The sequence below is a fragment of the Streptomyces olindensis genome (assembly GCF_040645895.1).
In the GTDB taxonomy this organism is placed as follows: Bacteria; Actinomycetota; Actinomycetes; order Streptomycetales; family Streptomycetaceae; genus Streptomyces; species Streptomyces olindensis.
Map to the genome: position 1 here is coordinate 1 of NZ_JBEYZD010000042.1, position 21727 is coordinate 21727.

The 21727-nt window shown below is 72.8% G+C and carries 18 protein-coding genes; 12 read left to right on the top strand and 6 right to left on the bottom strand.

Features of this window, described 5'->3' with window-relative positions; translation table 11 throughout:
• The first annotated feature begins 206 nt into the window (after positions 1–206).
• The 10 genes from ABZ948_RS25340 (at position 207) to ABZ948_RS25385 (ending at position 10483) form a co-directional block, all read left to right on the top strand.
• A complete protein-coding gene (locus tag ABZ948_RS25340; protein WP_359763235.1) occupies positions 207–806 on the top strand; it encodes a dihydrofolate reductase family protein in 600 nt (199 codons plus the stop codon).
• 76 nt (positions 807–882) lie between these two features.
• On the top strand, positions 883–1848 hold the full coding sequence (locus tag ABZ948_RS25345) for a bifunctional helix-turn-helix transcriptional regulator/GNAT family N-acetyltransferase (protein WP_359763237.1): 966 nt from the start codon (positions 883–885) through the stop codon (positions 1846–1848).
• An 11-nt stretch (positions 1849–1859) separates the two neighbouring features.
• Positions 1860–2663, top strand: coding sequence for a sugar phosphate isomerase/epimerase family protein (locus ABZ948_RS25350; protein WP_359763147.1), 804 nt, complete (start codon positions 1860–1862; stop codon positions 2661–2663).
• A 157-nt stretch (positions 2664–2820) separates the two neighbouring features.
• Positions 2821–2931, top strand: coding sequence for a keywimysin-related RiPP (locus ABZ948_RS25355; protein WP_351341670.1), 111 nt, complete (start codon positions 2821–2823; stop codon positions 2929–2931).
• A gap of 53 nt (positions 2932–2984) precedes the next feature.
• Entirely contained in the window at positions 2985–4817 is a 1833-nt protein-coding gene (locus ABZ948_RS25360; protein ID WP_359763149.1) for a lasso peptide isopeptide bond-forming cyclase, read from the top strand.
• Between the two features lie 17 nt (positions 4818–4834).
• Positions 4835–5125, top strand: a complete 291-nt coding sequence (locus tag ABZ948_RS25365; RefSeq protein ID WP_359763151.1) for a lasso peptide biosynthesis PqqD family chaperone — start codon at positions 4835–4837, stop codon at positions 5123–5125.
• Positions 5122–5631, top strand: a complete 510-nt coding sequence (locus ABZ948_RS25370) for a lasso peptide biosynthesis B2 protein (RefSeq protein ID WP_359763152.1) — start codon at positions 5122–5124, stop codon at positions 5629–5631. The genes ABZ948_RS25365 and ABZ948_RS25370 overlap by 4 nt, the downstream gene beginning before the upstream one ends.
• A complete protein-coding gene (locus ABZ948_RS25375) occupies positions 5628–7418 on the top strand; it encodes an ABC transporter ATP-binding protein (RefSeq protein ID WP_359763154.1) in 1791 nt (596 codons plus the stop codon). The genes ABZ948_RS25370 and ABZ948_RS25375 overlap by 4 nt, the downstream gene beginning before the upstream one ends.
• Positions 7419–7808: 390 nt before the next feature.
• Entirely contained in the window at positions 7809–9680 is a 1872-nt protein-coding gene (locus ABZ948_RS25380) for a glycoside hydrolase family 3 protein (protein WP_359763156.1), read from the top strand.
• Between the two features lie 146 nt (positions 9681–9826).
• Complete coding sequence (locus tag ABZ948_RS25385; protein ID WP_359763158.1) at positions 9827–10483, top strand: hypothetical protein; 657 nt, start codon at positions 9827–9829, stop codon at positions 10481–10483.
• A 22-nt stretch (positions 10484–10505) separates the two neighbouring features.
• Here the strand turns inward: ABZ948_RS25385 and ABZ948_RS25390 are convergent, their stop codons facing one another.
• From ABZ948_RS25390 to ABZ948_RS25405, 4 genes are all read right to left on the bottom strand, one after another.
• On the bottom strand, positions 10506–11051 hold the full coding sequence (locus ABZ948_RS25390) for a DUF4760 domain-containing protein (protein WP_359763160.1): 546 nt from the start codon (positions 11049–11051) through the stop codon (positions 10506–10508).
• Positions 11052–11147: 96 nt separating this feature from the next.
• Positions 11148–12584, bottom strand: coding sequence for a S28 family serine protease (locus tag ABZ948_RS25395; protein ID WP_359763162.1), 1437 nt, complete (start codon positions 12582–12584; stop codon positions 11148–11150).
• 114 nt (positions 12585–12698) lie between these two features.
• On the bottom strand, positions 12699–13091 hold the full coding sequence (locus ABZ948_RS25400; protein WP_037770113.1) for a hypothetical protein: 393 nt from the start codon (positions 13089–13091) through the stop codon (positions 12699–12701).
• Between the two features lie 122 nt (positions 13092–13213).
• On the bottom strand, positions 13214–16945 hold the full coding sequence (locus ABZ948_RS25405) for an ABC transporter ATP-binding protein (protein WP_359763164.1): 3732 nt from the start codon (positions 16943–16945) through the stop codon (positions 13214–13216).
• 202 nt (positions 16946–17147) lie between these two features.
• Here ABZ948_RS25405 and ABZ948_RS25410 point away from each other — a divergent pair, with 202 nt between their 5' ends.
• The gene (locus ABZ948_RS25410; protein ID WP_359763166.1) at positions 17148–17453 is read left to right on the top strand and encodes a hypothetical protein; all 306 of its coding nucleotides are present in this window, start codon (positions 17148–17150) and stop codon (positions 17451–17453) included.
• Here ABZ948_RS25410 and ABZ948_RS25415 read toward each other — a convergent pair whose 3' ends face one another.
• Complete coding sequence (locus ABZ948_RS25415; RefSeq protein ID WP_359763168.1) at positions 17454–18419, bottom strand: esterase-like activity of phytase family protein; 966 nt, start codon at positions 18417–18419, stop codon at positions 17454–17456.
• A 53-nt stretch (positions 18420–18472) separates the two neighbouring features.
• Positions 18473–19324, bottom strand: a complete 852-nt coding sequence (locus ABZ948_RS25420; RefSeq protein WP_359763170.1) for a serine hydrolase — start codon at positions 19322–19324, stop codon at positions 18473–18475.
• Between the two features lie 145 nt (positions 19325–19469).
• Here ABZ948_RS25420 and ABZ948_RS25425 point away from each other — a divergent pair, with 145 nt between their 5' ends.
• Positions 19470–21668: an ArnT family glycosyltransferase gene (locus tag ABZ948_RS25425; protein ID WP_359763172.1), complete on the top strand. Its 2199-nt coding sequence runs from the start codon at positions 19470–19472 to the stop codon at positions 21666–21668.
• The last annotated feature ends 59 nt before the right edge of the window (positions 21669–21727 follow it).

Genomic DNA, 21727 nt, shown 5'->3' on the forward strand with positions numbered 1-21727 from the left:
GCGAACACCCGAGTACAACCAGTACGCGGGCGTCCGCCCGGCACGCCGAGAGCACGCACCGAACGCCGCAGGGCCCGCCCTCCGGGCGAACGACGGGACTTTGCGGACACCCCCTAGGCCGGGGCGATGAGTTTCGCGTCGCAGACCGGTCTGCAATGCCGGATCGGATGTTCTGATCGCCTGTGCGAGGAAGCGGAGTGAGTCCCATGCGTATCGTCGTCACCGAGTTCATCAGCCTGGACGGTGTCGTGCAGGCCCCGGGCGGGCCGCAGGAGGACACCGACGGCGGCTTCGCGCACGGCGGATGGTCGCACCCGTACTTCGACGAGGAGGTGCTGGGCGGCGCCTTCGACGCGGGGCTCGCCAGAGCCGAGGCGCTGCTGTTCGGGCGGCGGACGTGGCAGACCATGGCGGCGGCCTGGCCCGAGCGGGCCGGGGACCGGTTCGCGGACCGGATGAACTCGCTGAAGAAGTACGTCGTGTCCAGCACGCTCGGCGAGGCCGACCTCACCTGGAACAACACCGAGCTCATCCCCGGCGACCAGGCCGTCGCCCGCATCCGGGAGCTGCGCGGCAGCGAGGGCGGCGACCTCGCGATGATGGGCAGCCCGACGCTCGTGCGGACGCTGCTGTCCGAGGGCCTGGTCGACGAGCTCCAGCTCGTCGTCATGCCGGTGCTCCTCGGCGGCGGCAAGACGATCTTCCCCGGGGACGGGGCGAAGCACCCGATGGAGCTGGTCTCCACCACCACCGCGAAGACCGGCGCGCAGGTGTGCGTGTACCGACCGGCCACCCCCGAGGGCTAGCCCCGGCGTCCTGGGCGGCCTAGGCTCACCCCCATCGGAACCTCTGACTGAGTCAAAGATCGCGGTGGTGGTGGTCGTGACCGTCCAGGACATCCGCTCCTTCAACCGCTTCTACACGAACGTCATCGGCGCCCTCGACTACGGCCGCCGGCTCTACGCCCCCTACACCCTCACCGAGTCCCGGGTGATCTACGAGCTGGCCCACGCGCCGCGCACGGACGCCGCCGACCTGCGGGCCCAGCTGCACCTGGACGCCGGATACCTGAGCCGCATCCTGAACCGGTTCGAGCAGGACGGGCTGGTCGAGCGCGGCCCGTCCGAGACGGATCCGCGCCGCCGCCGCATCACGCTCACCGCGCGCGGCCGGGAGGCCGCCGCGCTCCTCGACGAGCGGGCGCGCGAGTCGGTCGGGGAGCTGCTGGACACGGTGCCGGCGGCGGACCGGCCGCGGCTGGCGGAGGCGATGGGGACCGTCCGGGCGATCCTCGGCGGCGGCCGGGCCCCGCGCCCCGAGGACGTGGTGCTGCGCGAGCCGGCCCCCGGCGACCTGGGCTGGATCGTGCAGCGCAACGCCGCGCTGTACGCCGGCGAGTACGGCTGGAACGCCGACTACGAGGGGCTGGTCGCGAGAATCGTCGCCGACTACGCCGAGGACCACGACCCCCACCGGGAGCGGACCTGGATCGCCGAGCTGGACGGGCGGCCGGTCGGGTGCGTGATGTGCGTGCGGGACGAGGCGCCCGGGGCCGCGCGCCTGCGCCTGCTGCTCGTCGAGCCGGACGCGCGCGGGCTCGGCATCGGCGACCGGCTGGTGAGGTCCGTCGTCGACTTCGCCCGCGAGGCCGGCTACCGCGAGGTCGTCCTGTGGACCAACGACGTCCTCACCGCGGCCCGCCGCATCTACCGACGCCACGGCTTCGTCCTGGTCGCCGAGAAACCGCACCGCTCCTTCGGCCGGGACCTGACCGGCCAGGACTGGCGACTGGATCTTCACGCAACACCCGAGCGACGAAGGGGAGTCGCGGGCGGGGGTGCCGGGTAGGGTCCGTCCACATGAAGCTGGCGTTCTCCACCCTCGGTGTCCCCGGCCTGCCCCTGCCCGACGTGCTGCGGCTCGCCAGTACGCACGGCTATCACGGCGTCGAACTGCGCACCCACCCCGAGGAGCCCGTCCACACCGGCCTCGATCCGGCCCAGCGGGCCGAGGTGGCGGCCGAGTTCAAGGGGGCGGGTGTCGAGATCCTGGGCCTCGCGGGGTACGCGCGGGTCGCCGCGCCGGGCGACGACGAACCCGTCCTGGCCGAGATCCGCGCCCTCCTCGACCTGGCCCACGACCTCGGCGCCCCGTACGTCCGGGTCTTCCCCGGCGGCGACCCGGACACGCAGAGCCCGGAGGAGGCGGACGCGACGGCCGCCCGCCGTCTGGGCACGGCCGCCGAGTACGCGACCGACCGCGACGTGCGCGTCCTGCTGGAAACCCACGACTCGCACCGCACCGCCGCCGACGCCATGCGCGTCCTCGGGCTCGTCGGCCACCGCCAGGTGGGCGCGCTCTGGGACGTCATGCACACCTGGCTGGGCGGCGAGCAGCCCTCGGAGACGTACGCGGCCCTCTCCCCCCACCTCGGCTACGTCCAGGTCAAGGACATCGCCTCCGCCGACGACACGACCCCGCTGCCCCTGGGCGAGGGCGTCCTGCCCCTGGCCGAGTGCGTGGAGATCCTCTCCCGGCACGGCTGGGACGGCTGGCTGTGCTGGGAGTACGAGAAGCGCTGGTACGAGGACGCGGCGCCGCTGCCCGAGCTGCTGGGGCCGGGGCGGGAGCACCTGAGCAGGCTCCTGAACGACTCGGCGTGATGCGCAGTCACCTCATCTCCCGGTCAGTCTGATATCGCCGTCAACAGTTGAATACGAAAAGGAAGTTTGCGGCTCAAGTGGGCAATTCGGGCGTCAAAGTCTAGGCTGGAAAGAGAAGTTGGGATGTGAACACCGCGTTTGAAAGGGGGTGCTCGACATGCGTGCGTACGAGCGTCCGACGCTGACTGCGGTCGGCACTTTCCGCGCCACCGGCCTCGGCACGAACAGAGGGCCCGAACGGCTCATCCGTCTGAGGTTCAGCCTGTGACGCGTCGGTTGTTCCCCTAGGGGAACGGGCCCGGGAGCAAGGAGGGCGTCCACGTGGACCGTTTCGCCGACCCCGACGCGCTCCCGGGCTGGTTCGTCGCCCTGCCGGACCGCACCGAAGCCGCCCCCGTCGGCGCCGCGCTGCGCCGTTGGGCCGTGCGGGAGGTCAGCCATTCCTCGGGGCGGCCCTGGCTGCTCGGCCGCTGGGACGACGGGGCCATGACCGTCGGCGCGGCCGGGGCCTCCCGCGTGGCGTTGCTCGGTGAGCACGCCGCCACCGGCGCGGAACTGAGCGCGGTCGCCGGGCGGCTGCGCACCGCCGCCGACTGCGGAAAGGCGATCGGCTCGTTCGCCGGGAGTTTCCATCTGGCCGCTTCCGCCGGCGGATGTGTCAGGGTCCAGGGAAGCGTCACCGGGCTGCGGCCCGTTTTCCATGCCCGCGTCGGTGACGTGGCGGTGGCCGGCGATCGGGCCGACGTCCTCGCCCGGCTGCTCGACGCGCCGGTGGACGAGCGGCTCCTCGCGGTCCGTCTGCTGAACTCGTTCGCGCTGCACCCGGTGGCGGGCCTGCCCGTGTGGCAGGGCGTCGCGGTGTTGCCGGGCGGCCATTGCCTGCTGCTCGACCGGGACGGCCGGGAGCGGCAGGTCCGGTGGTGGAGCCCGCCCGAGCCGGTCGTGCCGATGGCCGAGGGCGCCGCGAGGCTGCGGGAGGAGTTGGGTGCCGCCGTGGCGGCCCGGGTCCGGGGTCGTGAGCTGGTGAGCTGCGATCTGGGCGGGCTGGACTCCACCTCCGTGTGCGCCCTGGCGGCCGGCGGGAGCGCGCGGGTCGTCGCCTACACCGCCGACGGCCGGGATCCCATGTCCGACGACGTGACCTGGGCCCGCCGTACCGTGGCCGGGCTGGACGGCGTCGAGCACCACGTCTTCGCCGGGGACGAGGTGCCGTTGGTCTACGACGGGCTGGACGAGGCGGACGACCTGTTCGACGAGCCGTGCCCGGCCGTCGTCCACCGCGGCGGATGGCTGGTGATCCCGCGGTCCGCCGCGGCGCGTGGCTCCCGGCTGCATCTGACCGGCTTCGGCGGGGACGAGCTGCTCGCCGGTTCGCCGGCGCATCTGCACGCGCTGCTGCGCAGCCGCCCGCGCGTGGCCTGGCAGCGGGTGCGCGGGTTCGCCGCCCAGCGCCCGTGGTCGTACCGGCAGACGCTGCGGCAGCTGCGGGACGGCAGCCCCTACCGGGCCTGGCTCGCGCGGGTCGCCGAGCAGCTCACCGCCGTACCGCCCCCGGAGGACACCCCGACCCTGGACTGGGGCATGCCGCCGCGGCTGCCGCCGTGGGCGACGCCGGACGCCGTCGCGGCCGTGCGGGACGTGATCCGCGACGCGGCCCGGACGGCGCGCCCGCTGGCCCCGACGCGCGGGCAGCACGTCGAGCTGGAGGCGATGCGGAGCACCTCCCGGATGGTCCGGCAGCTGGGGCAGATGGCCGCCCGGTTCGGGGTGGGCCTCGCCGCCCCGTACTACGACGACCGGGTCGTCGAGGCGGGCCTGGCGGTGCGGCCGCAGGACCGGGTCACGCCCTGGCGGTACAAGCCGCTGATCGTCGAGGCCATGCGGGGCGTGGTGCCCGAGGAGAGCCTGTCCCGCCACACCAAGGACGAGGGCTCGCACGACGTGGAGGCCGGGCTGCGGGAGAACCGGGCCGGGCTGCTCGACCTGTGCGAGGACTCGCGGCTGGCCCGGCTGGGCCTGGTCGACGCCGACGCCCTGCGCGAGGTGTGCCGCCGTCCGCTGCCCCCGTCGCTGCAGTTCGACGCCCTGTACCAGACGGTGGCGTGCGAGCTCTGGCTGCGCACGCTGCAGGGCGCCGCCGCCGTACCGTCCTGAAGTCCCGAGGAGACGTCATGACGCTCAAGCTGCGTGCGGGTGTGTTCACCGCCGAGACCGAGTACGGGATCGCGCTGCTGGACGAGGACCGCGACCAGTACTGGACCCTCAATCCCACCGGCGCCGTCGTCGTCCGGGCCCTGCTGGACGGCAAGGGCGCCGCGGAGGCCGTGCGGGAGCTCACCGCCGAGTACGAGGTGGACGCCGACAGCGCCGGGCGGGACGTCCGGGAGCTGATCGGGGACCTGCGGGCGGCGGGCCTGGTGGAGGAGGACACCCGGCGTGACGTGCGCGGGCGGTCGTCATGAGCTCGCCGGAGGTCGTCGCGCACGCTCCGCGCTCGGTGCCGCCGGGCCGGCGGCTGACGGTGCGGCTGGTGGTGGCCGTCGCGCGGCTGTTGGCCACCCGGCGGCCCCGGCGCATCCGGACGGTGCTGGAGCGGCTCAGCCGGGGTGCGCGCCCGGCCACCGTCGAGCAGACGCGGTCGGCCCGGGACGCCGTGGTCGCCGTCAGCCTGGCGTGCGCGGGGCGGGAGGGCTGCCTGCCCCGCTCCCTGGCCACGGCCCTGCTGTGCCGCCTGCACGGCCGCTGGCCCACCTGGTGCGTGGGCGCCCGGCGCCTGCCGCCCTTCGGCGCGCACGCCTGGGTGGAGGCGGAGGGGGTGCCGGTGGGCGAGGAGTACCCGCCCGGTTACTTCCGGCCGCTGTTCACGGTGGCGTGCGGGGAGGACGGGCACCGGGGTGGGGCGGCTGTGGGTGCCGGGCGTGACGCGGACGCCCGACGCGACGCGGACGCCGGGTCCCGTCGGCCGTGACTGCCGGACGCCGGAGCGACGCCGCCGGTGGCCGGGTGGGCCCCCGGGACGTCCTGCGGCTGCTGCGCGGGCACCGCAGGCGGGTCGCCCTCGCCGTGCTGCTGACGCTGGGCGCGACGGGCCTCGGTCTCGCGCAGCCGCTGCTGGTGCGGCGGGTCATCGAGTCGGCCGCGGCCGGGAGCACGATCGGGCCGGTCGTGGGCCTGCTCGTGGTGTTCTTCCTGGCGCAGGCCCTGGTGCAGGGCCTCGCCCAGTACGTCCTGGCCCGCACCGGCGAGGGCGTCGTGCTGGGCGTCCGGCTCGGCCTGATCCGGCATGTGCTGCGGCTGCCCATGGCCTCCTACGACCGGCACCGCGTCGGCGACCTCATCTCCCGCGTCAGCACCGACAGCACCACGCTGCGGCTGCTGGTCGCCGAGGGGTTCACGGACGCGGTGACGGGCGGCATCGGACTGGCCGGGGTCGTGGCGCTGATGATCTGGCTGGACTGGGCGATGTTCCTGGTCGTGCTGGCCGTGGTGACCCTGGGCACGCTCCTGGTCGGCTCGGTGCTGCGCGGCATCGCGTCGGCGTCGCTGGCCACGCAGCGGGCCACGGGCGCGATGACCGCCGACCTGGAGCGGGCGCTCGGCGCCATCCGCACGGTCCGGGCCAGCCGCGCCGAGCAGCGCGAGTCGGAGCGCATCGGCAGCGGGGCCAGGTCGGCGTACGCGGGCAGCGTGCGGATGGCGAAGCTGGACGCGGTGGTGGCCCCGGCCGTCGAGCTCGCCGTGAAGGGGTCGTTCATCGTCGTGCTGCTGATCGGCGGACTGCGGGTCGCCGACCGGCAGGGATCGCTGGCGGACCTGGCCGCCTTCCTGCTGTACATGATCTACCTGGTGGGTCCGATCGGGACCGTGTTCCAGTCCGTCAGCACCATGCAGCAGGGCGTGGGCGCCTACCGGCGGATCACCGAGGTGCTGTCGCTGCCCACCGAGCGGGACACGGCGCCCCGGCGCCCGGCGCCCGGCCCCGACGGTGCCGCCCGGCCTCCCCTGCTGGCGTTCCGGGACGTCTGGTTCGGCTACGAACCGGCCCGGCCCGTCCTGCGCGGGGTGTCCTTCGAGGTGCCCGAGCACGCCCATGTCGCCCTGATCGGCAGCTCCGGCGTCGGGAAGTCCACCGTCTTCGCGCTCGTCGAGCGGTTCTACGACCCCGACCGCGGGCGGATCGAGTTCGACGGCCGGGACGTACGGGCGGTGGGCCGCGCGGCGCACCGGGCCCGGGTCGGTCTCGTGGAGCAGCAGGCGCCGGTGCTCTACGGCACGCTGCGCGAGAACCTGACGTACGCCGTGCCCGACGCCCCGCCCGAGGAGGTGGAGCGGGTCGTCCGCATGGTGCACCTCACGGATCTGGTGGCGCGGCTGCCGCGCGGCCTGGACACCGACGCCGGGGAGCACGGCACGGCGCTGTCCGGCGGGGAGCGCCAGCGGATCGCCATCGCCAGGTCCCTGCTGGCCCGGCCCCGGCTGCTGCTGCTGGACGAGCCGACCGCGCACCTGGACGCCGTCAGCGAGGCGGCGCTGCGCCGGTCGATCCGCGAGGCGTCGGCGGAGTGCACCCTGCTGGTGATCGCCCACCGCATGTCGACGATCCGCGCCGCGGACCTGGTCCTGGTGCTCGACGAGGGCCGCGTCGTCGCCACCGGCAGCCATGCTCACCTGGCCGCCACCAGCGAGCACTACCGTCGACTCGTCCACACCCAGCAGCCGGGGGAGGCCGACGCGTCCCGTGCGGGCGCGGGGTGATCCGTGGCCGAAAGCAGCGGCTCACACGCCCCGTTGAGCCGCCGGCGCCTCCCCCGTACCGATTTCCGTGAATCCGGGCCGAGTCGGGAACCCGGGCCGGACTCGGCCCGTCCAATCCCAGGCCGCCGGAGAGTCACCTCGGTGCGGTGTCGGCCCTCGCTGCTGGCTGCGATCGCTGACCACCCTCTCCGCCGTACCGCGGCCGGCGGCACCGCCGCCATCGGCGCGCCCCCCTCCAACCGCGCCGGTGGCGGCCCCTCGCCGGTTACTGTGCATTCCCTTGACTGGCAGAAACTTCCCGGTTATTGGTGACCTCTTGGAAGTTTCCTTCAGATTTCCTTCAGCGGATCCGAGCGCGATCCGAGCGGATCACCTCCGGAAGGAGCCCACGTGCACGACACCGGCACGGGAAGCACGGGAAACACGGAAAGCACGGAAAGCACGGAAAGCACGGGAAACACCGCACAGCCCTCCAGACGGACCGTCCTCGCCGCCGGCGCGGGCGTCACCGCCGCCCTCGCGGCCGCCGGGCCCGCGTTCGCCGCCGACGCCCCGGACGACCGCCGGCTCCACGCCCTCGTCTCCCGCATGACGCTGGAGGAGAAGGTCGGACAGCTCTTCGTGATGCGGGTCTACGGCCACTCCGCCACCGCCCCCGACCAGGCCGACATCGACGCCAACCTCAAGGAGATCGGGGTCCGTACGGCCGCCGAACTGGTCGCGAAGTACCGGGTCGGCGGCATCATCTACTTCGCCTGGGCGCACAACACCCGCGAGCCGCACCAGATCGCGGACCTGTCCAACGGCATCCAGCGGGCGTCCCTGGACCTGCCGCGCGGACTGCCCGTGCTGATCTCCACCGACCAGGAGCACGGGATCGTGGCCCGGGTGGGCAGGCCGGCCACGCTGTTCCCGGGCGCCATGGCCGTCGGGGCGGGCGGGTCGCGGTCGGACGCCCGGGCGCTGGGCCGGATCGCCGGTGCCGAGCTGCGGGCGATGGGGATCCGGCAGGACTACTCCCCCGTCGCCGACGTGAACGTCAACCCGGCCAACCCGGTCATCGGCGTACGGTCCTTCGGCGCCGACCCGCGGGCGGTGGCCGCGCTGGTGGCCGCCGAGGTCGCCGGGTACCAGGGCTCCGGGGTCGCCGCGACCGCCAAGCACTTCCCCGGGCACGGGGACACCAACGTCGACAGCCACACCGGCTTCCCCACCATCACGCACAGCCGGGAGCTGTGGGAGAAGCTGGACGCCCCGCCGTTCCGGGCCGCCATCGCCGCCGGCATCGACTCGATCATGACCGCGCACCTGATGGTCCCGGCCCTGGACGACTCCGGCGACCCGGCCACCCTGTCCCGCCCGATCCTCACCGGCATCCTGCGCGAGAAGCTCGGCTACGACGGTGTCGTGGTCACCGACTCCCTCGGCATGGAGGGCGTACGGACCAAGTACGGCGACGACCGGGTGCCGGTGCTCGCGCTGAAGGCGGGTGTGGACCAGCTCCTCAACCCGCCCGACCTGGACCTCGCGTGGAACGCCGTCCTGACCGCCGTGCGCGGGGGCGAGCTGACCGAGGCCCGGCTCGACGAGTCGGTGCTGCGGATCCTGCGCCTCAAGGCGAAGCTCGGGCTGTTCCGTTCGCCGTACGTCACCCGGGACGGCGTCGACCGGACCGTCGGGACCCGGGCGCATCTGACGGTGGCCGACCGGATCGCCGAGCGGACGACCACACTGCTCGTCAACGAGGGGCGGCTGCTGCCGCTGTCGCGGCGCCGGCACCCCAGGGTGCTCGTGGTCGGGGCCGACCCGGCCTCGCCGTCGGGGACGACCGGGCCGCCCACCGGAGTGCTCGCGGGCGCGCTGACCGAACTGGGCTTCACCGCCACCGCCCTGTCGACGGGCACGGCACCGTCCGCGGCGGCCATCGCCCGGGCGGTCGCGGCGGCGCGGGACGCGGACGCGGTGGTGGCCGCCACCTACAACGTCGGCGCGGGCAGCGCCCAGAAGACTCTGGTCGAGCAGCTCGCGGCGACCGGCCGGCCGGTCGTGGCGGTCGCGATCCGCAACCCGTACGACGTGGCCCACCTGCCGTCCGCCACGGCCTGCCTGGCCGCCTACTCCTGGACCGACGTCGAACTGCGGGCCGCCGCCCGGGTCGTCGCGGGGCGGGTGGAGCCGCGCGGGAGGCTGCCGGTGGCGGTGCGCCGGGCGGATGATCCGGAGCAGGTGCTGTACCCGATCGGGTACGGGCTGACGTACTAGACGTACGCCACGGACCGGGCGCACCACCCCCAAGGTGCGCAAACCGCCCCGTGAGCCTGGCGTGCGCCCACCCGGAGAGTCACGCTGGGCCAGGGCCTGTCGTTTGTGATCTGGACGGCGGGCCCTGGCAACTCGGGGGGATGGCGATGCGCGGGAGAAGTTCGGCAGGGGTGGTGTGCGGGCTGCTGGTGCTGCTCGGAGCGCTGCTGACCGGGTGCCAGAGCCCCTCGGCGGGCGTGGCGGAGGACGGCCGGCTGGGCGAGCCGGCGAGCGGGAGGGCCACCACGGTGTCACCGCCGCCGGCCCGGCCGTCCGGGTACGGGGCGGTGTTCCTCGCGGTCGACGAGTGCAGTTCGTTCGGCACCACGAGCTTCACGGAGGTGCCGTGCTCCGGGGAGCGGGCGGCGGCGCGGGTCGTGGCGCGGCACGACGGCGCGGTGCGGGACGGGCCGCGCTGCCCGGCGACCACCGACTTCGTGCTGCACATCAGCGAGCAGCGGCCCGCGTCCGACGAGGACGGCGACGGGGCGGTGCCGCAGGGCTACGCGTGCATGCGCAACCTCCAGCCGCCGCACCCGGGCGATCCGGGCGGCGGGGGCGGTCCGCGCACCATCGTCGGCGACTGCGTCTACAGCTCCGGCGACGGTCAGGTCCGCGAGGCGGCCTGCGACGGGAAGGGCGAGCAGAAGCCGGAGTACGAGGTGATCCGGGCGGTCGCCGAGCGGGCCGACTGCCCCGCCTCGACGGCCCTGTACGTACGGCTCGGCGGAGACCGGCCCGTGGGATGCGCCCGGCCGCTGTGAGCGGCCTCCGCTCTCGCCGGCCTCAGCCCATCAGCCCCCTGCGTGACAGTCGTCGCCGGGCCTCGGCCATCTGCTCACGGACGTGCTCGGGGGGCAGGTCGGCCGCCAGTCGGGCCAGTTCCTCGAAGGTCGACAGATAGGTTCCGCTGCCGCCCTCGCCCCGCAGCTCCCTCTCCCGCTCCACGAACGGCCGGACGGCCTGCCAGACCGAGACGATCCGGGTGCGCAGAACCGTGACCAGCAGGGTCTGGTCGAGCAGACCGAAGACGGCGAGGTTGGCGAACGACTGGTAGTAGTAAACGACGCTGCAGAACGCCGCCTTGGCCTCGGCCGGCAACCCGCGCACTCCGTTCTCCGGGTCGTGCTCGGCTGCCAGGCGGGTGCACAGGTAGTCGTGCTGCTCGTGGAACTCCGCGGACCGGAACTCCCTGAGCAGATCGACCAGCACCGATATGTGGTTGGCGTGCTTCGCGGTGCGGGCCTGCCGTGCGCTGAACACGATGGAGGTCACCACTGCGACGACGGCGATGGCCGTGGTCACGACGTTGAAGACGACAGAACTGTCCATCCCGTCACCGTACGGAGCATTCACCGCGGGCGCAGGGACATGCGAACCGCCCCTCGGCCCGGAGGCCGAGGGGCGGTCGAGTGCGGCGGCGTCCGGTTACGGGCGCAGCGTCATCTCGCGCTGTACGTCCCGCTTGTCGAGCTTGGCGTCGAACTTCGCCAGTGGCTTGGCCGTCTGCGGGTCGGCCTGCACCGCGCTGGGGGCGACACCGGCCCAGTCGAGGATGCGGGCGGTGGCGAGCGCCTTCTGTTCGGGCACGAGGCCCGCGACGTTGGCGCCGTGGTTCATGCCGGGGGCGGTGAAGACGTAGGAGTCCTTCGCGCCCTTGCCGAGGCGGAACGGCTCCGCGCTCCACGGGTCGTTCTGTCCGTTGACGAACAGCATGTGGCGGGCGTTGTGCCGGACCCAGGTGTCGATGTCCCGCATCGCCTGCGGCTGGAACTTCATGGGGATGTCACGCGGGACGAAGTTCCGCGGCGGCTGGTAGCCGTAGCGGATGTACTGCTTCTCGATGTGCGGGAAGCCGATCGTCGGCGCGCCGAGCTGGGTGCCGGCCTGGTAGTAGTACGGCGTGTAGGTCGACAGGCCCTGGTCGGCGTAGGCGGAGAAGCCGGCGATCGTGTCGACGGAGGCCCAGATATCGTCGTCGGTGGCGTTCTTCGCGTCGGCCGGGATCTGGTCGCAGTCGGACAGCAGGCTGTACTGCCAGAAGCCCCACACGTAGTCGAGGACGGTGGCCTCGTAGGCCTTGTCCAGGCTGCCGATGGTGGTGAAGGTGAGGCCGTTCTCCTGCGCGAAGGCCGCGTACTTCTTCTCCAGCGGCTCGCGGCGGACCAGCGCCTCGCGCTGCACGCCGTTCAGCCGGTCGCGGCACTCCTTGGTGCCGACGCGGGCGAAGAACCGGTCGTAGGCCGAGTCCTCCTTGTTCACCACGTCGTTGGGGGCGACGTAGGCGACGACGCCGTCCATGTCACGCGGGTAGAAGCGCTCGTAGTAGGTGGCGGTCATGCCGCCCTTCGAACCGCCCGTGGAGATCCACTTCTTGTCGTAGATGCCCTTCAGGGCCTTGAAGACGCGGTGCTGGTCGCTGGCGGCCTGCCAGATGTCCAGCTTGGTCCAGTCGGCCGGCTGGGGCCGGGACGGAGTGAAGAAGCGGTACTCCAGGGAGACCTGGTTGCCGTCCACGATCTGGGTCGGCTCGCTGCGGCGGGGCGTCGTGGAGACGTTGTAGCCGCTGGTGAAGAAGACCGTCGGGCGCGAGACGTCCTTGTGCAGCACGGTGATGCGCTGCTGGAACGTGCCCTTGGAGGGCCTGCGGTGGTCGACCGGCTGCGTGTAGTTCAGGACGAAGAAGCGGTAGCCCGTGTACGGCTTCTCCTCGACCAGGCTCATGCCCGGTATGGAGAGCAGCCTTTCCTTGATGTCGGTGGTGCCGTCGGTGCCGGTGGCGTCGGCGGCGGTGGCCGCTCCCGCCGTGCCCAAGGTGCCTATGAGCACCGTGAGCGCCAGCAGCCATCTGAGCGCCTTGCGCATGCGCACTCCCCTGTGAGACAGATGTGCGCCGGAAGCTAGCGGACCAACTCGCCCGAGCACCAGGGGACATAGGGAAATCCCTGTGCGCGGGCGCACTTCAGAGGGTGCCGGGGGTCAGCACAGGATCCAGCCGGAGCTGTACTTGCCCCGGCCCACCTTGCCCTTGAGCCAGACGCAGCGGCGCCCGGCGTGCACGGTCACCGGGCCCGCGTGGTAGGCGTACGTGCCCTGGTCGACGACCGGCAGGTTGCCGCGGGCCTGCACGCTCACCGACATCGTGCGCTTCACGCCGGGCTTCTTGGTGAGGGTCACGGCGCAGACGTAGCCGCCGCGCTTGTAGACGAGCACGGTCCCGGTGGAGAACGGCAGGGTGCGGACCTTGCGGCCGGGACAGTAGGCGGAGGCGGCGGCCTGCGCCTCGCCCGGCGCCGCGACCGCGAGCAGGCCGGAGGCGGTCAGCACGGCCAGGCCGAGCGCGAGCCGTCGGCGTATCGCTCCACTGTCCACTGTCGTCCTCTCGTACCGCGTCGTCCGCGACCATCGGCGTACGCGTGTACGGACGCATGACGTATGTCGGACGGTTGCACGAGCGTTACGGAAACGCGGTCCGGGGCCCGGGTCCGGGGGTCTCAGCGGGACGCGCCGACCGGCTCCTCCGGCTCGGCGGCGCCGATGAAGGTCCGCCACAGCTCCGCGTACCGGCCGCCGCGCGCGAGCAGCTCCTCGTGCGTGCCGTCCTCGGCGACCCGGCCGTGGTCCATGACGACGACCCGGTCGGCGCGGGCGGCGGTGGTGAGGCGGTGGGCGACGACGAGGGTGGTGCGGCGGCCCGCGAGGCGGTCGGTGGCCTGGTTGACCTGGGCCTCCGTGGCCAGGTCGAGCGCGGCCGTGGCCTCGTCGAGCAGCAGCACGTCCGGGTCGACCAGCTCGGCACGGGCCAGGGCGATCAGCTGGCGCTGCCCGGCGGAGAGGTTGCGGCCGCGCTCGGCGACCTCGTGGAGGTAGCCGCCCTCCAGGGTGGCGATCATGTCGTGCGCGCCGACCGCCCGGGCCGCCGCCTCCACCTCGGCGTCGGTGGCGTCGGGGCGGCCGTAGGCGATGGCGTCGCGGACGGTGCCCTGGAAGAGGTACGCCTCCTGCGGGACGACCCCCAGACGGTGCCGGTACGAGGTGAGGTCCAGGGTGCGCAGATCGGCGCCGTCGACGGTGACCCGGCCGCCGGTCGGGTCGTAGAAGCGGGCCACGAGCTTGACGAGGGTCGACTTGCCCGCGCCGGTCTCGCCGACGAACGCGACGGTCTGTCCGGCGGGGATGCGCAGGTCGACGCCGCCGAGGGCCTCCTCGTCGTCGCCGTAGGCGAAGTGCACGTCCTCGAAGGCGATCTCGCCCCGCAGGGAGAGCACCTCGCGGGGTTCGTCGGCGGACTTCGTCGACGTCGGCTCCCGGAGCAGTTCCTGGATGCGGCCCAGCGAGACGGACGCCTGCTGGTAGCCGTCGAAGACCTGGGAGAGCTGCTGCACGGGTGCGAAGAACAGGTCGATGTAGAGCAGGTAGGCCACCAGGGAGCCGATCGCCAGCGTGCCGTCGTCGACCCGGGCCCCGCCCACGATCAGCACGGCCGCGGCCGCCACCGAGGACAGGAACTGCACGAACGGGAAGTACACCGAGATCAGCCACTGGCCCCGGATGCGCGCCCGGCGGTAGCTGTCGCTGCGGTCGGCGAACCGCCGTCCGCCGTCCCGCTCGCGCCGGAAGGCCTGCACGATCCGCAGCCCGGAGACCGACTCCTGGAGGTCGGCGTTGACCACCGAGACCCGCTCACGGGCCAGCTCGTACGCCTTCACGCTCGCCCGGCGGAAGAAGAACGTCGCGATGATCAGCGGCGGCAGCGTCGCGAAGACGACCAGGGCGAGCTCGAGGTCGATCACCAGCAGGGCGATCATGATGCCGAAGAAGGTGACGACCGAGACGAAGGCGGTGACCAGGCCCGTCTGCAGGAACGTCGACAGGGCGTCGACGTCGGTCGTCATCCGGGTCATGATCCGGCCGGTCAGCTCCCGCTCGTAGTAGTCGAGCCCGAGGCGCTGGAGCTGGGCGAAGATCTTCAGGCGGAGCGAGTACAGGACCCGCTCGCCGGTGCGTCCGGTCATGCGGGTCTCACCGATCTGGGCCGCCCACTGCACGACCACGGTCAGCAGCGCGAGCAGGGACGCGGCCCACACGGCGCCGAGCGCGGCCTGGGTGACGCCCGAGTCGATGCCGTGCCGGATCAGCACCGGCAGCAGCAGGCCCATGCCCGCGTCGGTGGCGACCAGGGCGAGGCTGACCAGCAGCGGCAGCCCGAAGCCGCGCAGCAGCCGGCGCAGGCCGTAGGACTCCTCCGGCTGGACGGCCCGGGACTCGTCGATGTCGGGCACGTCGGTGGCCGGGGGCAGTGCCTCGACCTGGGCGAGGAGTTCGGGGGTGGCCGGGCTCTCGGCGAGGGCCAGGTCCTTGCGCTCGCGGTCGCCGCTCCACAGCCGCGGGGTGACGCCGCGCTCGGCGTCGAACTCCGCGTCCAGCTCGTCCCGTACGGAGGTGTCCTCCTGGGGACAGGCCGGCTGGGTGTGGCCCGGGGAGACCGCGCCCAGCTCGTCCGGGTCGGTGAGCAGACGACGGTAGAGGGCGGACCGCTCCTGGAGTTCCTCGTGGGTGCCGATGTCGGCGAGCCGGCCGCCGTCCAGGACGGCGATGCGGTCGGCGAGGTTCAGCGTGGAGCGGCGGTGGGCGATCAGCAGGGTCGTACGGCCCCGCATGACGCTCTTGAGGGCCTCGTGGATCTCGTGCTCGACGCGGGCGTCCACGGCGGAGGTGGCGTCGTCCAGGACGAGCAGGCGCGGGTCGCTGAGGATGGCGCGGGCGAGGGCGACGCGCTGGCGCTGGCCGCCGGAGAGGGTGAGGCCGTGCTCGCCGACGGTGGTGTCGTAGCCGTCGGGCAGCTCGGTGATGAACCGGTCGGCCTGGGCGGCGCGGGCGGCCTTCTCGATCTCCTCCTGGGTGGCGTCGGGGCGCCCGTAGGCGATGTTGTTGCGGACCGTGTCGGAGAAGAGGAACGAGTCCTCCGGGACCAGCCCGATCGCGGCCCGCAGCGACTCCAGGGTCAGCTCGCGCACGTCGTGGCCGCCGACCAGGACGGCACCGCGGGTGACGTCGTAGAAGCGCGGCAGGAGGAGGGAGACGGTGGACTTGCCGGAGCCGGAGGAGCCGACGACGGCGAGGGTCTCGCCGGGGCGGATCTCGAAGGAGAGGCCGTCGAGGACGGGGCTGGTCTTGCCGTGGGCGCCCTCGTAGCCGAAGGAGACGTCGTCGAACTCGACGGTCGCGGGGGCGTCCGCGGGCAGTTCCTTGGTGCCGTCGGCCAGGGACGGCTCGGTGTCGATCAGCTCCAGGACGCGCTCGGTGCCGGCGCGGGCCTGCTGGCCGACCGTGAGGACCATGGCGAGCATGCGGACCGGGCCGACGAGCTGGGCGAGGTAGGTGGAGAAGGCGACGAACGTGCCGAGCGTGATGTGCCCGCGCACGGCCAGCCAGCCGCCGAGGGCCAGCATCGCGACCTGGCCGAGCGCGGGGACGGCCTGGAGGGCCGGGGTGTAGACGGAGTTCAGGCGGATCGTGCGCAGGCGGCCCGCGAAGAGCCTGCGGCCGACCTCCCGGAGCTTGCCGGTCTCCTGCTCCTCCTGCCCGAAGCCCTTCACCACGCGCACGCCGCTGACGGCGCCGTCGACCACGCCCGCGACGGCGGCGGCCTGGGCCTGGGCGTACCAGGTGGAGGGGTGCAGCCGGGTGCGGCTGCGCTTGGCGATCCACCACAGGGCGGGGGCGACGGCCAGGGCGACCAGGGTGAGCGGCACCGACAGCCAGGCCATGATCACCAGGGAGATCAGGAACAGCATGAAGTTCCCGATGGTCATCGGGAGCATGAAGAGCAGGCCCTGGATCAGCTGGAGGTCGCTGGTGGCGCGGCCGACGACCTGGCCGGTGGACAGCTCGTCCTGGCGGCGGCCGTCGAGCCGGGTGATCGTGCCGAACATCTCCGTCCGCAGGTCGTGCTGGACGTCGAGGGCGAGGCGGCCGCCGTAGTAGCGGCGGATGTACGTGAGGACGTAGACGACCAGGGCGGCGCCGATGAGGAGGCCCGCCCAGGTGGTCATGTCCTTGGTGTGTTCGGTGATGACGTCGTCGATGATCACCTTGGTGATCAGGGGGACGAGGGCCATCACGGCCATGCCGGCGAGGGAGGACCCGAGAGCGAGTACGACGTCCTTCGGGTGGCGCCAGGCGTAGGCCCACAGTCGTCGTGCCCATCCCCGTTTCGGTGTCACGCCGGTGCCTTCCAGTCGTCCTGCTCTGCCGGAAGGCATCAACGTCGTCGGGGGCGGATTTCATCCCGCGCCGCCCCTTCCCCGACCGGGGGACGAGGAACACCCGTCCGAAGTCCCAGGACCGCGCTAGGTTCGTCCGATCATGCTTCTCTCTTTCGTACAGGCAGGGCCTCGGCCTCGCTTCGCACCGGCCGAGGCCCTGGTGAGCCTGACCGCCGCCCTGTGCTGGCGCATGCTGGCCTTCGCGATGTACGCGGAGGGCCACGACCTGGATCCGAGCGCGCCGCGCCAGATGTCCGGCGAGGCGGAGATCGCCCGCCTGGCGCTGTTCCTCGCCCTCTCGGTCGCGGTGACGTGGGCGCTGCGTCTGCTGCCCTGGCGGCCGCTGCGCACCGCGGTGGACGCGCTCGCCGTCGTACGGCTCACCGCGGTGCTGCTGCTGTCGGCGGTGCTGGCCCTGGCCGTGCTCACCGGGGTCCGCGTCCCGCTGCTGGGCTGGGAGATGTGATCAGAGGCGTACCCGCATGGAGTAGAAGCGGGTCGTCTGAGCCGGGTTCTCGTTGTCGTCGCTGGCGAGCAGGACCCTCAGCGTGTTCTTCGTGCGGCCCGTGATCGTCATGGCCTCGATGTTGTCCAGCAGCGGATTCGGCTGGGGCTGCTTCGCCGTCGCTCCCAGGGGCGGGCAGGTCACGAGGTCGGTGAGCAGGGTCTTCCGCATGCCGTGGCGGGGGTCGGCCAGGTAGAGGCGGACCGTGTTGCCCACGCCGGCGGTGAAGCCGCGTTCCAGGACGAGGAGGCGGCCGTCGGGGGTCGCCCGGATCTCGGGGACGCCCAGGCCGGGGTCGGTGCGGTAGGTGTACTGGGCGCCGAGCCGGAAGTGGGAGCCGTGGCGCTGCCACGTCTGGAAGCGGACGGTGTCGGCGGGGTCGCCGGAGAGCGGGTACTCCATGGACGCGACCAGGGTGCGGCCGTCGGGCAGCAGGGTCAGCCCCTCGAACGTGCCGTTGGGCCGGCCCCGGCCCGCGGGGGCCACGCGCAGGTCGTCCGGGACCGGCAGGCGGTCGAGGATCTCGCCGGTGCGGGAGTAGCGGCGCACCGACGGCTCGGTCTCGGAGGAGACGAGGTACGTGCCGTCCCGGTCCACGACCAGGCCCTCGGAGTCGAGCGCGGCCCCGTTCTCGTCGGCGAGGGGCAGCACGGACCGGGGCTCGAGCGTCCGCGCGTCCAGGCGGAACAGGGACGAGCGGTCGGAGAGGGCGGCCAGGGAGCCGTCGGCGTCGACGGCCAGCGCGGAGAAGTTGCCGACGACGGTGTTGTCGTAGGTCGTCTTGTCGAGCGCGTCCGAGAAGCGGTCGATGGAGACGGACGGCGAGCAGGCGTGGGACGTCGACGCCTGGGCGGGGCCGGCGGCGGTCAGGCACGTGGCCGCCGCCAGTCCCGCCGTGAGGAGGGCGAGCTGGTTTCTCAGAGGCATGGGCGTCACCGTAGGGCGGGCCGGTGACGCCGGGTGGGCGATGGGGTGAAGGGTCAGCTCGCGGCCAGGTCGCGGTGGATGACCTTGGCCACGGCCTGGATGGTGGCGATGCCGTAGTTCATCGTGCTGTTGCCGTGCGTCAGCACGGTCATCGTGTAGTCGTGGCCGCCGCCCTTGAAGGCGCCGATGCTGTGCACCCGCCAGCCGTTCGTGGAACGCTGCAGCCAGCCGTTCTTGACGGCGACGGTGACGCCCGCGGGCACGCCGTACGGGGTGCCCCAGCGCTGGGACGAGACGACCTGGCTCATCAGCTTGAGGATGTAGGCGCGGGAGTTGTCGCTCAGGACCGTGTTCTTGCCGGTGATGAGCTTCAGCAGCTTCTGCTCGTCGGTGACGGTGATCTGGGTCAGGCCCCAGTAGCCGTTCGCGCCGGGCTTGGTCTGGGTCATGCCGGCCGCTGCGAGGAAGCCCTTGATCTTCGTCATGCCGAGCTGCTTCCACAGGGTGGAGGTCGCGGCGTTGTCCGACTTGGTGATCATGGCCTTGGCGAGGGTGTTCTCGCGGTCGGTGAGATACCGGTTCGTCTTCTTGGCGTCCCACAGCAGCGTGGCGAGGACGGTGACCTTGACGACACTGGCCGAGTCGTAGGCCGAACTCGCGCGCAGGGTGCAGGTCGTGTTGGTGCTGCGGTCGTGGAGGCCGACGGCGACGGTGCCCTTGCGGGTGGCGAGCGCGGCGGTGATGTCCTTCTTCAGCTTGTCGGCGAGGCCGGCCTTGGCCGAGGTGCAGGTCACGGCCGGCGTGGCAGCGGCGGCGGGCGTGGCTGCGGCGACGAGGGGCACGAGCACGCCGGTACCCACGGCCACCGCCAGCACTCTCGCGCGGCGGGATATCCCAGGAGTCATGCACCCCTTGACACACGGGCGCGGGGTAAAGGTTGTAGGCATTGGCGAAGGCTTATACGAGTCGTTACCTCGCGCGGTGCGGTTTCACAGGAAAGGGCCAGCTTCGGCACAGCGGCCACCAACCGGGGCTGTCCACGATGCTCGGGTGACATCTGCGACCGAAACCCAGCTCCGCACCGCCGGGCCCCCTCCGGCCCCGCCCCGGGACACCGCCGCCGCTCCGCGCTGGTCGCTCCCCGTCCTGCTCGCGATCCTCGCCCTGGCCGCGGTGCTGTACTCCTGGAACCTGTCCGGCTCCAGTCTCAACAGCTTCTACAGCGCCGCCGTGCTGAGCGGCACGGAGAGCTGGAAGGCGTGGTTCTTCGGCTCGTTGGACTCCGGGAACTTCCTCACCGTCGACAAGCCGCCGCTCGCGCTGATGGTCATGGGCCTGTCGTGCCGCCTCTTCGGGTACGGCACCTGGCAGATGATGGCGCCGATGATCGTGGCGGCCCTGGCCACGATCTGGGTCCTGCACTCCTGTGTGAAGCGGGTGTTCGGGCACGCGGCGGCGGCCGTGGCGGCCCTCGTCCTGGCCCTCACGCCCATCACGGTCGCCATCAACCGGGACAACAACCCCGACACGCTGCTGGTGTTCCTGATGGTGTCGGGCGCGGCCCTCGCCCTGCGCGCGACGCGGAACGGGCGGCTGCTGCCGCTGCTCGGCTCGGCGGCCTGCTTCGGGCTCGCCTTCAACACCAAGATGCTGCAGGGGTACATCGCGCTGCCCGCCGTGTTCCTGGTCTACCTGTACGCGGCCCGGCCCGCGTGGGTGAAGCGGATCGTGAACCTGCTGGCGGCCGGTGTGGTGCTGGCGGTGTCCAGTTTCTGGTGGGCGGCCGCGGTGTCGCTGGTGCCGGCCTCCGAGCGGCCGTACATCGGCGGTTCGACGGACGGCACCGCCTGGAACCTGATCATGGGCTACAACGGCCTCGGCCGGATCCTCGGCGGTGAGGGCAACGGCGGGGGCGGCGGAGGCGGAGGCGGCGGCTTCTCCGGCACCGCGGGCCTCGGCCGGATGTTCAACGACATCCTCGGCGGGCAGATCTCCTGGCTGCTCCCCTTCGCCGGTATCGCCCTCGTCGGCGGCCTGGTGCTGTGCGGCCGCGCCCCGCGCACGGACCCCACCCGGGCCGCGCTGGTGCTGTGGGGCGGCTGGACCGTGCTGCACTACCTGACCTTCGCCCTGGCCGAGGGCACGATGCACCCGTACTACACGACCGCGCTCGCCCCGGGCATCGCGGCGCTGTGCGGGGGCGGCGGGGTCATGCTGCTGCGGGCCTTCCGGACCGACCGGCGGTGGCTGTGGGTGCTGCCCCTCGGGCTGGGCGTCACGGCCGTCTGGGCCGTGGTGCTGCTGCGGCGCGCCTCCGGCTGGAACACCTGGCTGTGGCCTTCCGTCCTGGTCGTCATGGCGCTGGCCATCGCGGGCCTGTTCGTCTTCCGCTCCGGCACCTCGGGCCTGCGGCTGCGGTTGCTCGCGGTGTCGGTGGCGGCCGCGGTCGTCGCCGCGGTGGCGGGACCGGCCGCGTACGCCTGGTCGGTGCCGTCCGGGTCGGGCGGCGGGGGCATGGGCGGTACGAACCCGACCGCGGGGCCGTCCACGGGCAGTGGCTTCGGCGGGCCCGGGGGCGACGGCGGGAGCGCCGGCGGCCGGGGCTTCCCGGGCGGCGGGACACCGCCCGGCGGTCAGACCGGCCAGGGCGGGGCGGGCGGCCAGAGCGGTCAGACCGGCCAGGGAAGCCAGAGCGGCCAGAGCGGACAGGCTCCTCAAGGGGCGGGCGGCATGCCCCAGGGCAGCACCTCCGGCACCCGGCAGCCCGGCGGCATGGGCGGCGGTATGGCCGGTGGCATGGGGGGCGGCATGGGCGGCGGCGCGAGCAGCGAGCTGATCGCGTACCTGAAGAAGCACCAGGACGGCGCCACGTGGCTGCTCGCGGTGTCCAGTTCGCAGAGCGCGGCCCAGCTCATCGTCAGCAGCGGCGAGCCCGTCATCTCCATGTGGGGCTGGTCCGGCAGCGACAAGGCGATGACGCTCGCCCGGCTCAAGGAGCTGGTGAAGAAGGGCGAGCTGCACTACGTCCAGCTGGGCGGCGGCATGGGCGGCGGTCCGGGCGGTGGGTCCACCGTCAGCTCCGAGGTCACGGCGTGGGTGCAGAAGCACGGCACGGCGGTGAAGGAGAGCGACTACAGCAAGAGCACGAACGCGGAGTCGGGTTCGGGCTCGGCCTCCGGCTCCTCGGCGCAGTCGAACCAGTCGAACCAGTCGACGATCTACCGCCTGGACGCGTCCGACGTCAGCTGACGCGACGTCACCAAGCCGGTGCGTCCGGTCGAACGGCCCCGACCCCTCGGTCCGGGGCC

Excerpts from the sequence above, each read along its gene's own strand:
- ABZ948_RS25340 (WP_359763235.1), top strand. The coding sequence starts at position 207 with ATGCGTATCGTCGTCACCGAGTTCATCAGCCTGGACGGTGTCGTGCAG.
- ABZ948_RS25350 (WP_359763147.1), top strand. The coding sequence starts at position 1,860 with ATGAAGCTGGCGTTCTCCACCCTCGGTGTCCCCGGCCTGCCCCTGCCC.
- ABZ948_RS25355 (WP_351341670.1), top strand. The coding sequence starts at position 2,821 with ATGCGTGCGTACGAGCGTCCGACGCTGACTGCGGTCGGCACTTTCCGC.
- ABZ948_RS25365 (WP_359763151.1), top strand. The coding sequence starts at position 4,835 with ATGACGCTCAAGCTGCGTGCGGGTGTGTTCACCGCCGAGACCGAGTAC.
- ABZ948_RS25370 (WP_359763152.1), top strand. The coding sequence starts at position 5,122 with ATGAGCTCGCCGGAGGTCGTCGCGCACGCTCCGCGCTCGGTGCCGCCG.
- ABZ948_RS25385 (WP_359763158.1), top strand. The coding sequence starts at position 9,827 with ATGCGCGGGAGAAGTTCGGCAGGGGTGGTGTGCGGGCTGCTGGTGCTG.
- ABZ948_RS25390 (WP_359763160.1), bottom strand. The coding sequence starts at position 11,051 with ATGGACAGTTCTGTCGTCTTCAACGTCGTGACCACGGCCATCGCCGTC.
- ABZ948_RS25395 (WP_359763162.1), bottom strand. The coding sequence starts at position 12,584 with ATGCGCAAGGCGCTCAGATGGCTGCTGGCGCTCACGGTGCTCATAGGC.
- ABZ948_RS25415 (WP_359763168.1), bottom strand. The coding sequence starts at position 18,419 with ATGCCTCTGAGAAACCAGCTCGCCCTCCTCACGGCGGGACTGGCGGCG.
- ABZ948_RS25420 (WP_359763170.1), bottom strand. The coding sequence starts at position 19,324 with ATGACTCCTGGGATATCCCGCCGCGCGAGAGTGCTGGCGGTGGCCGTG.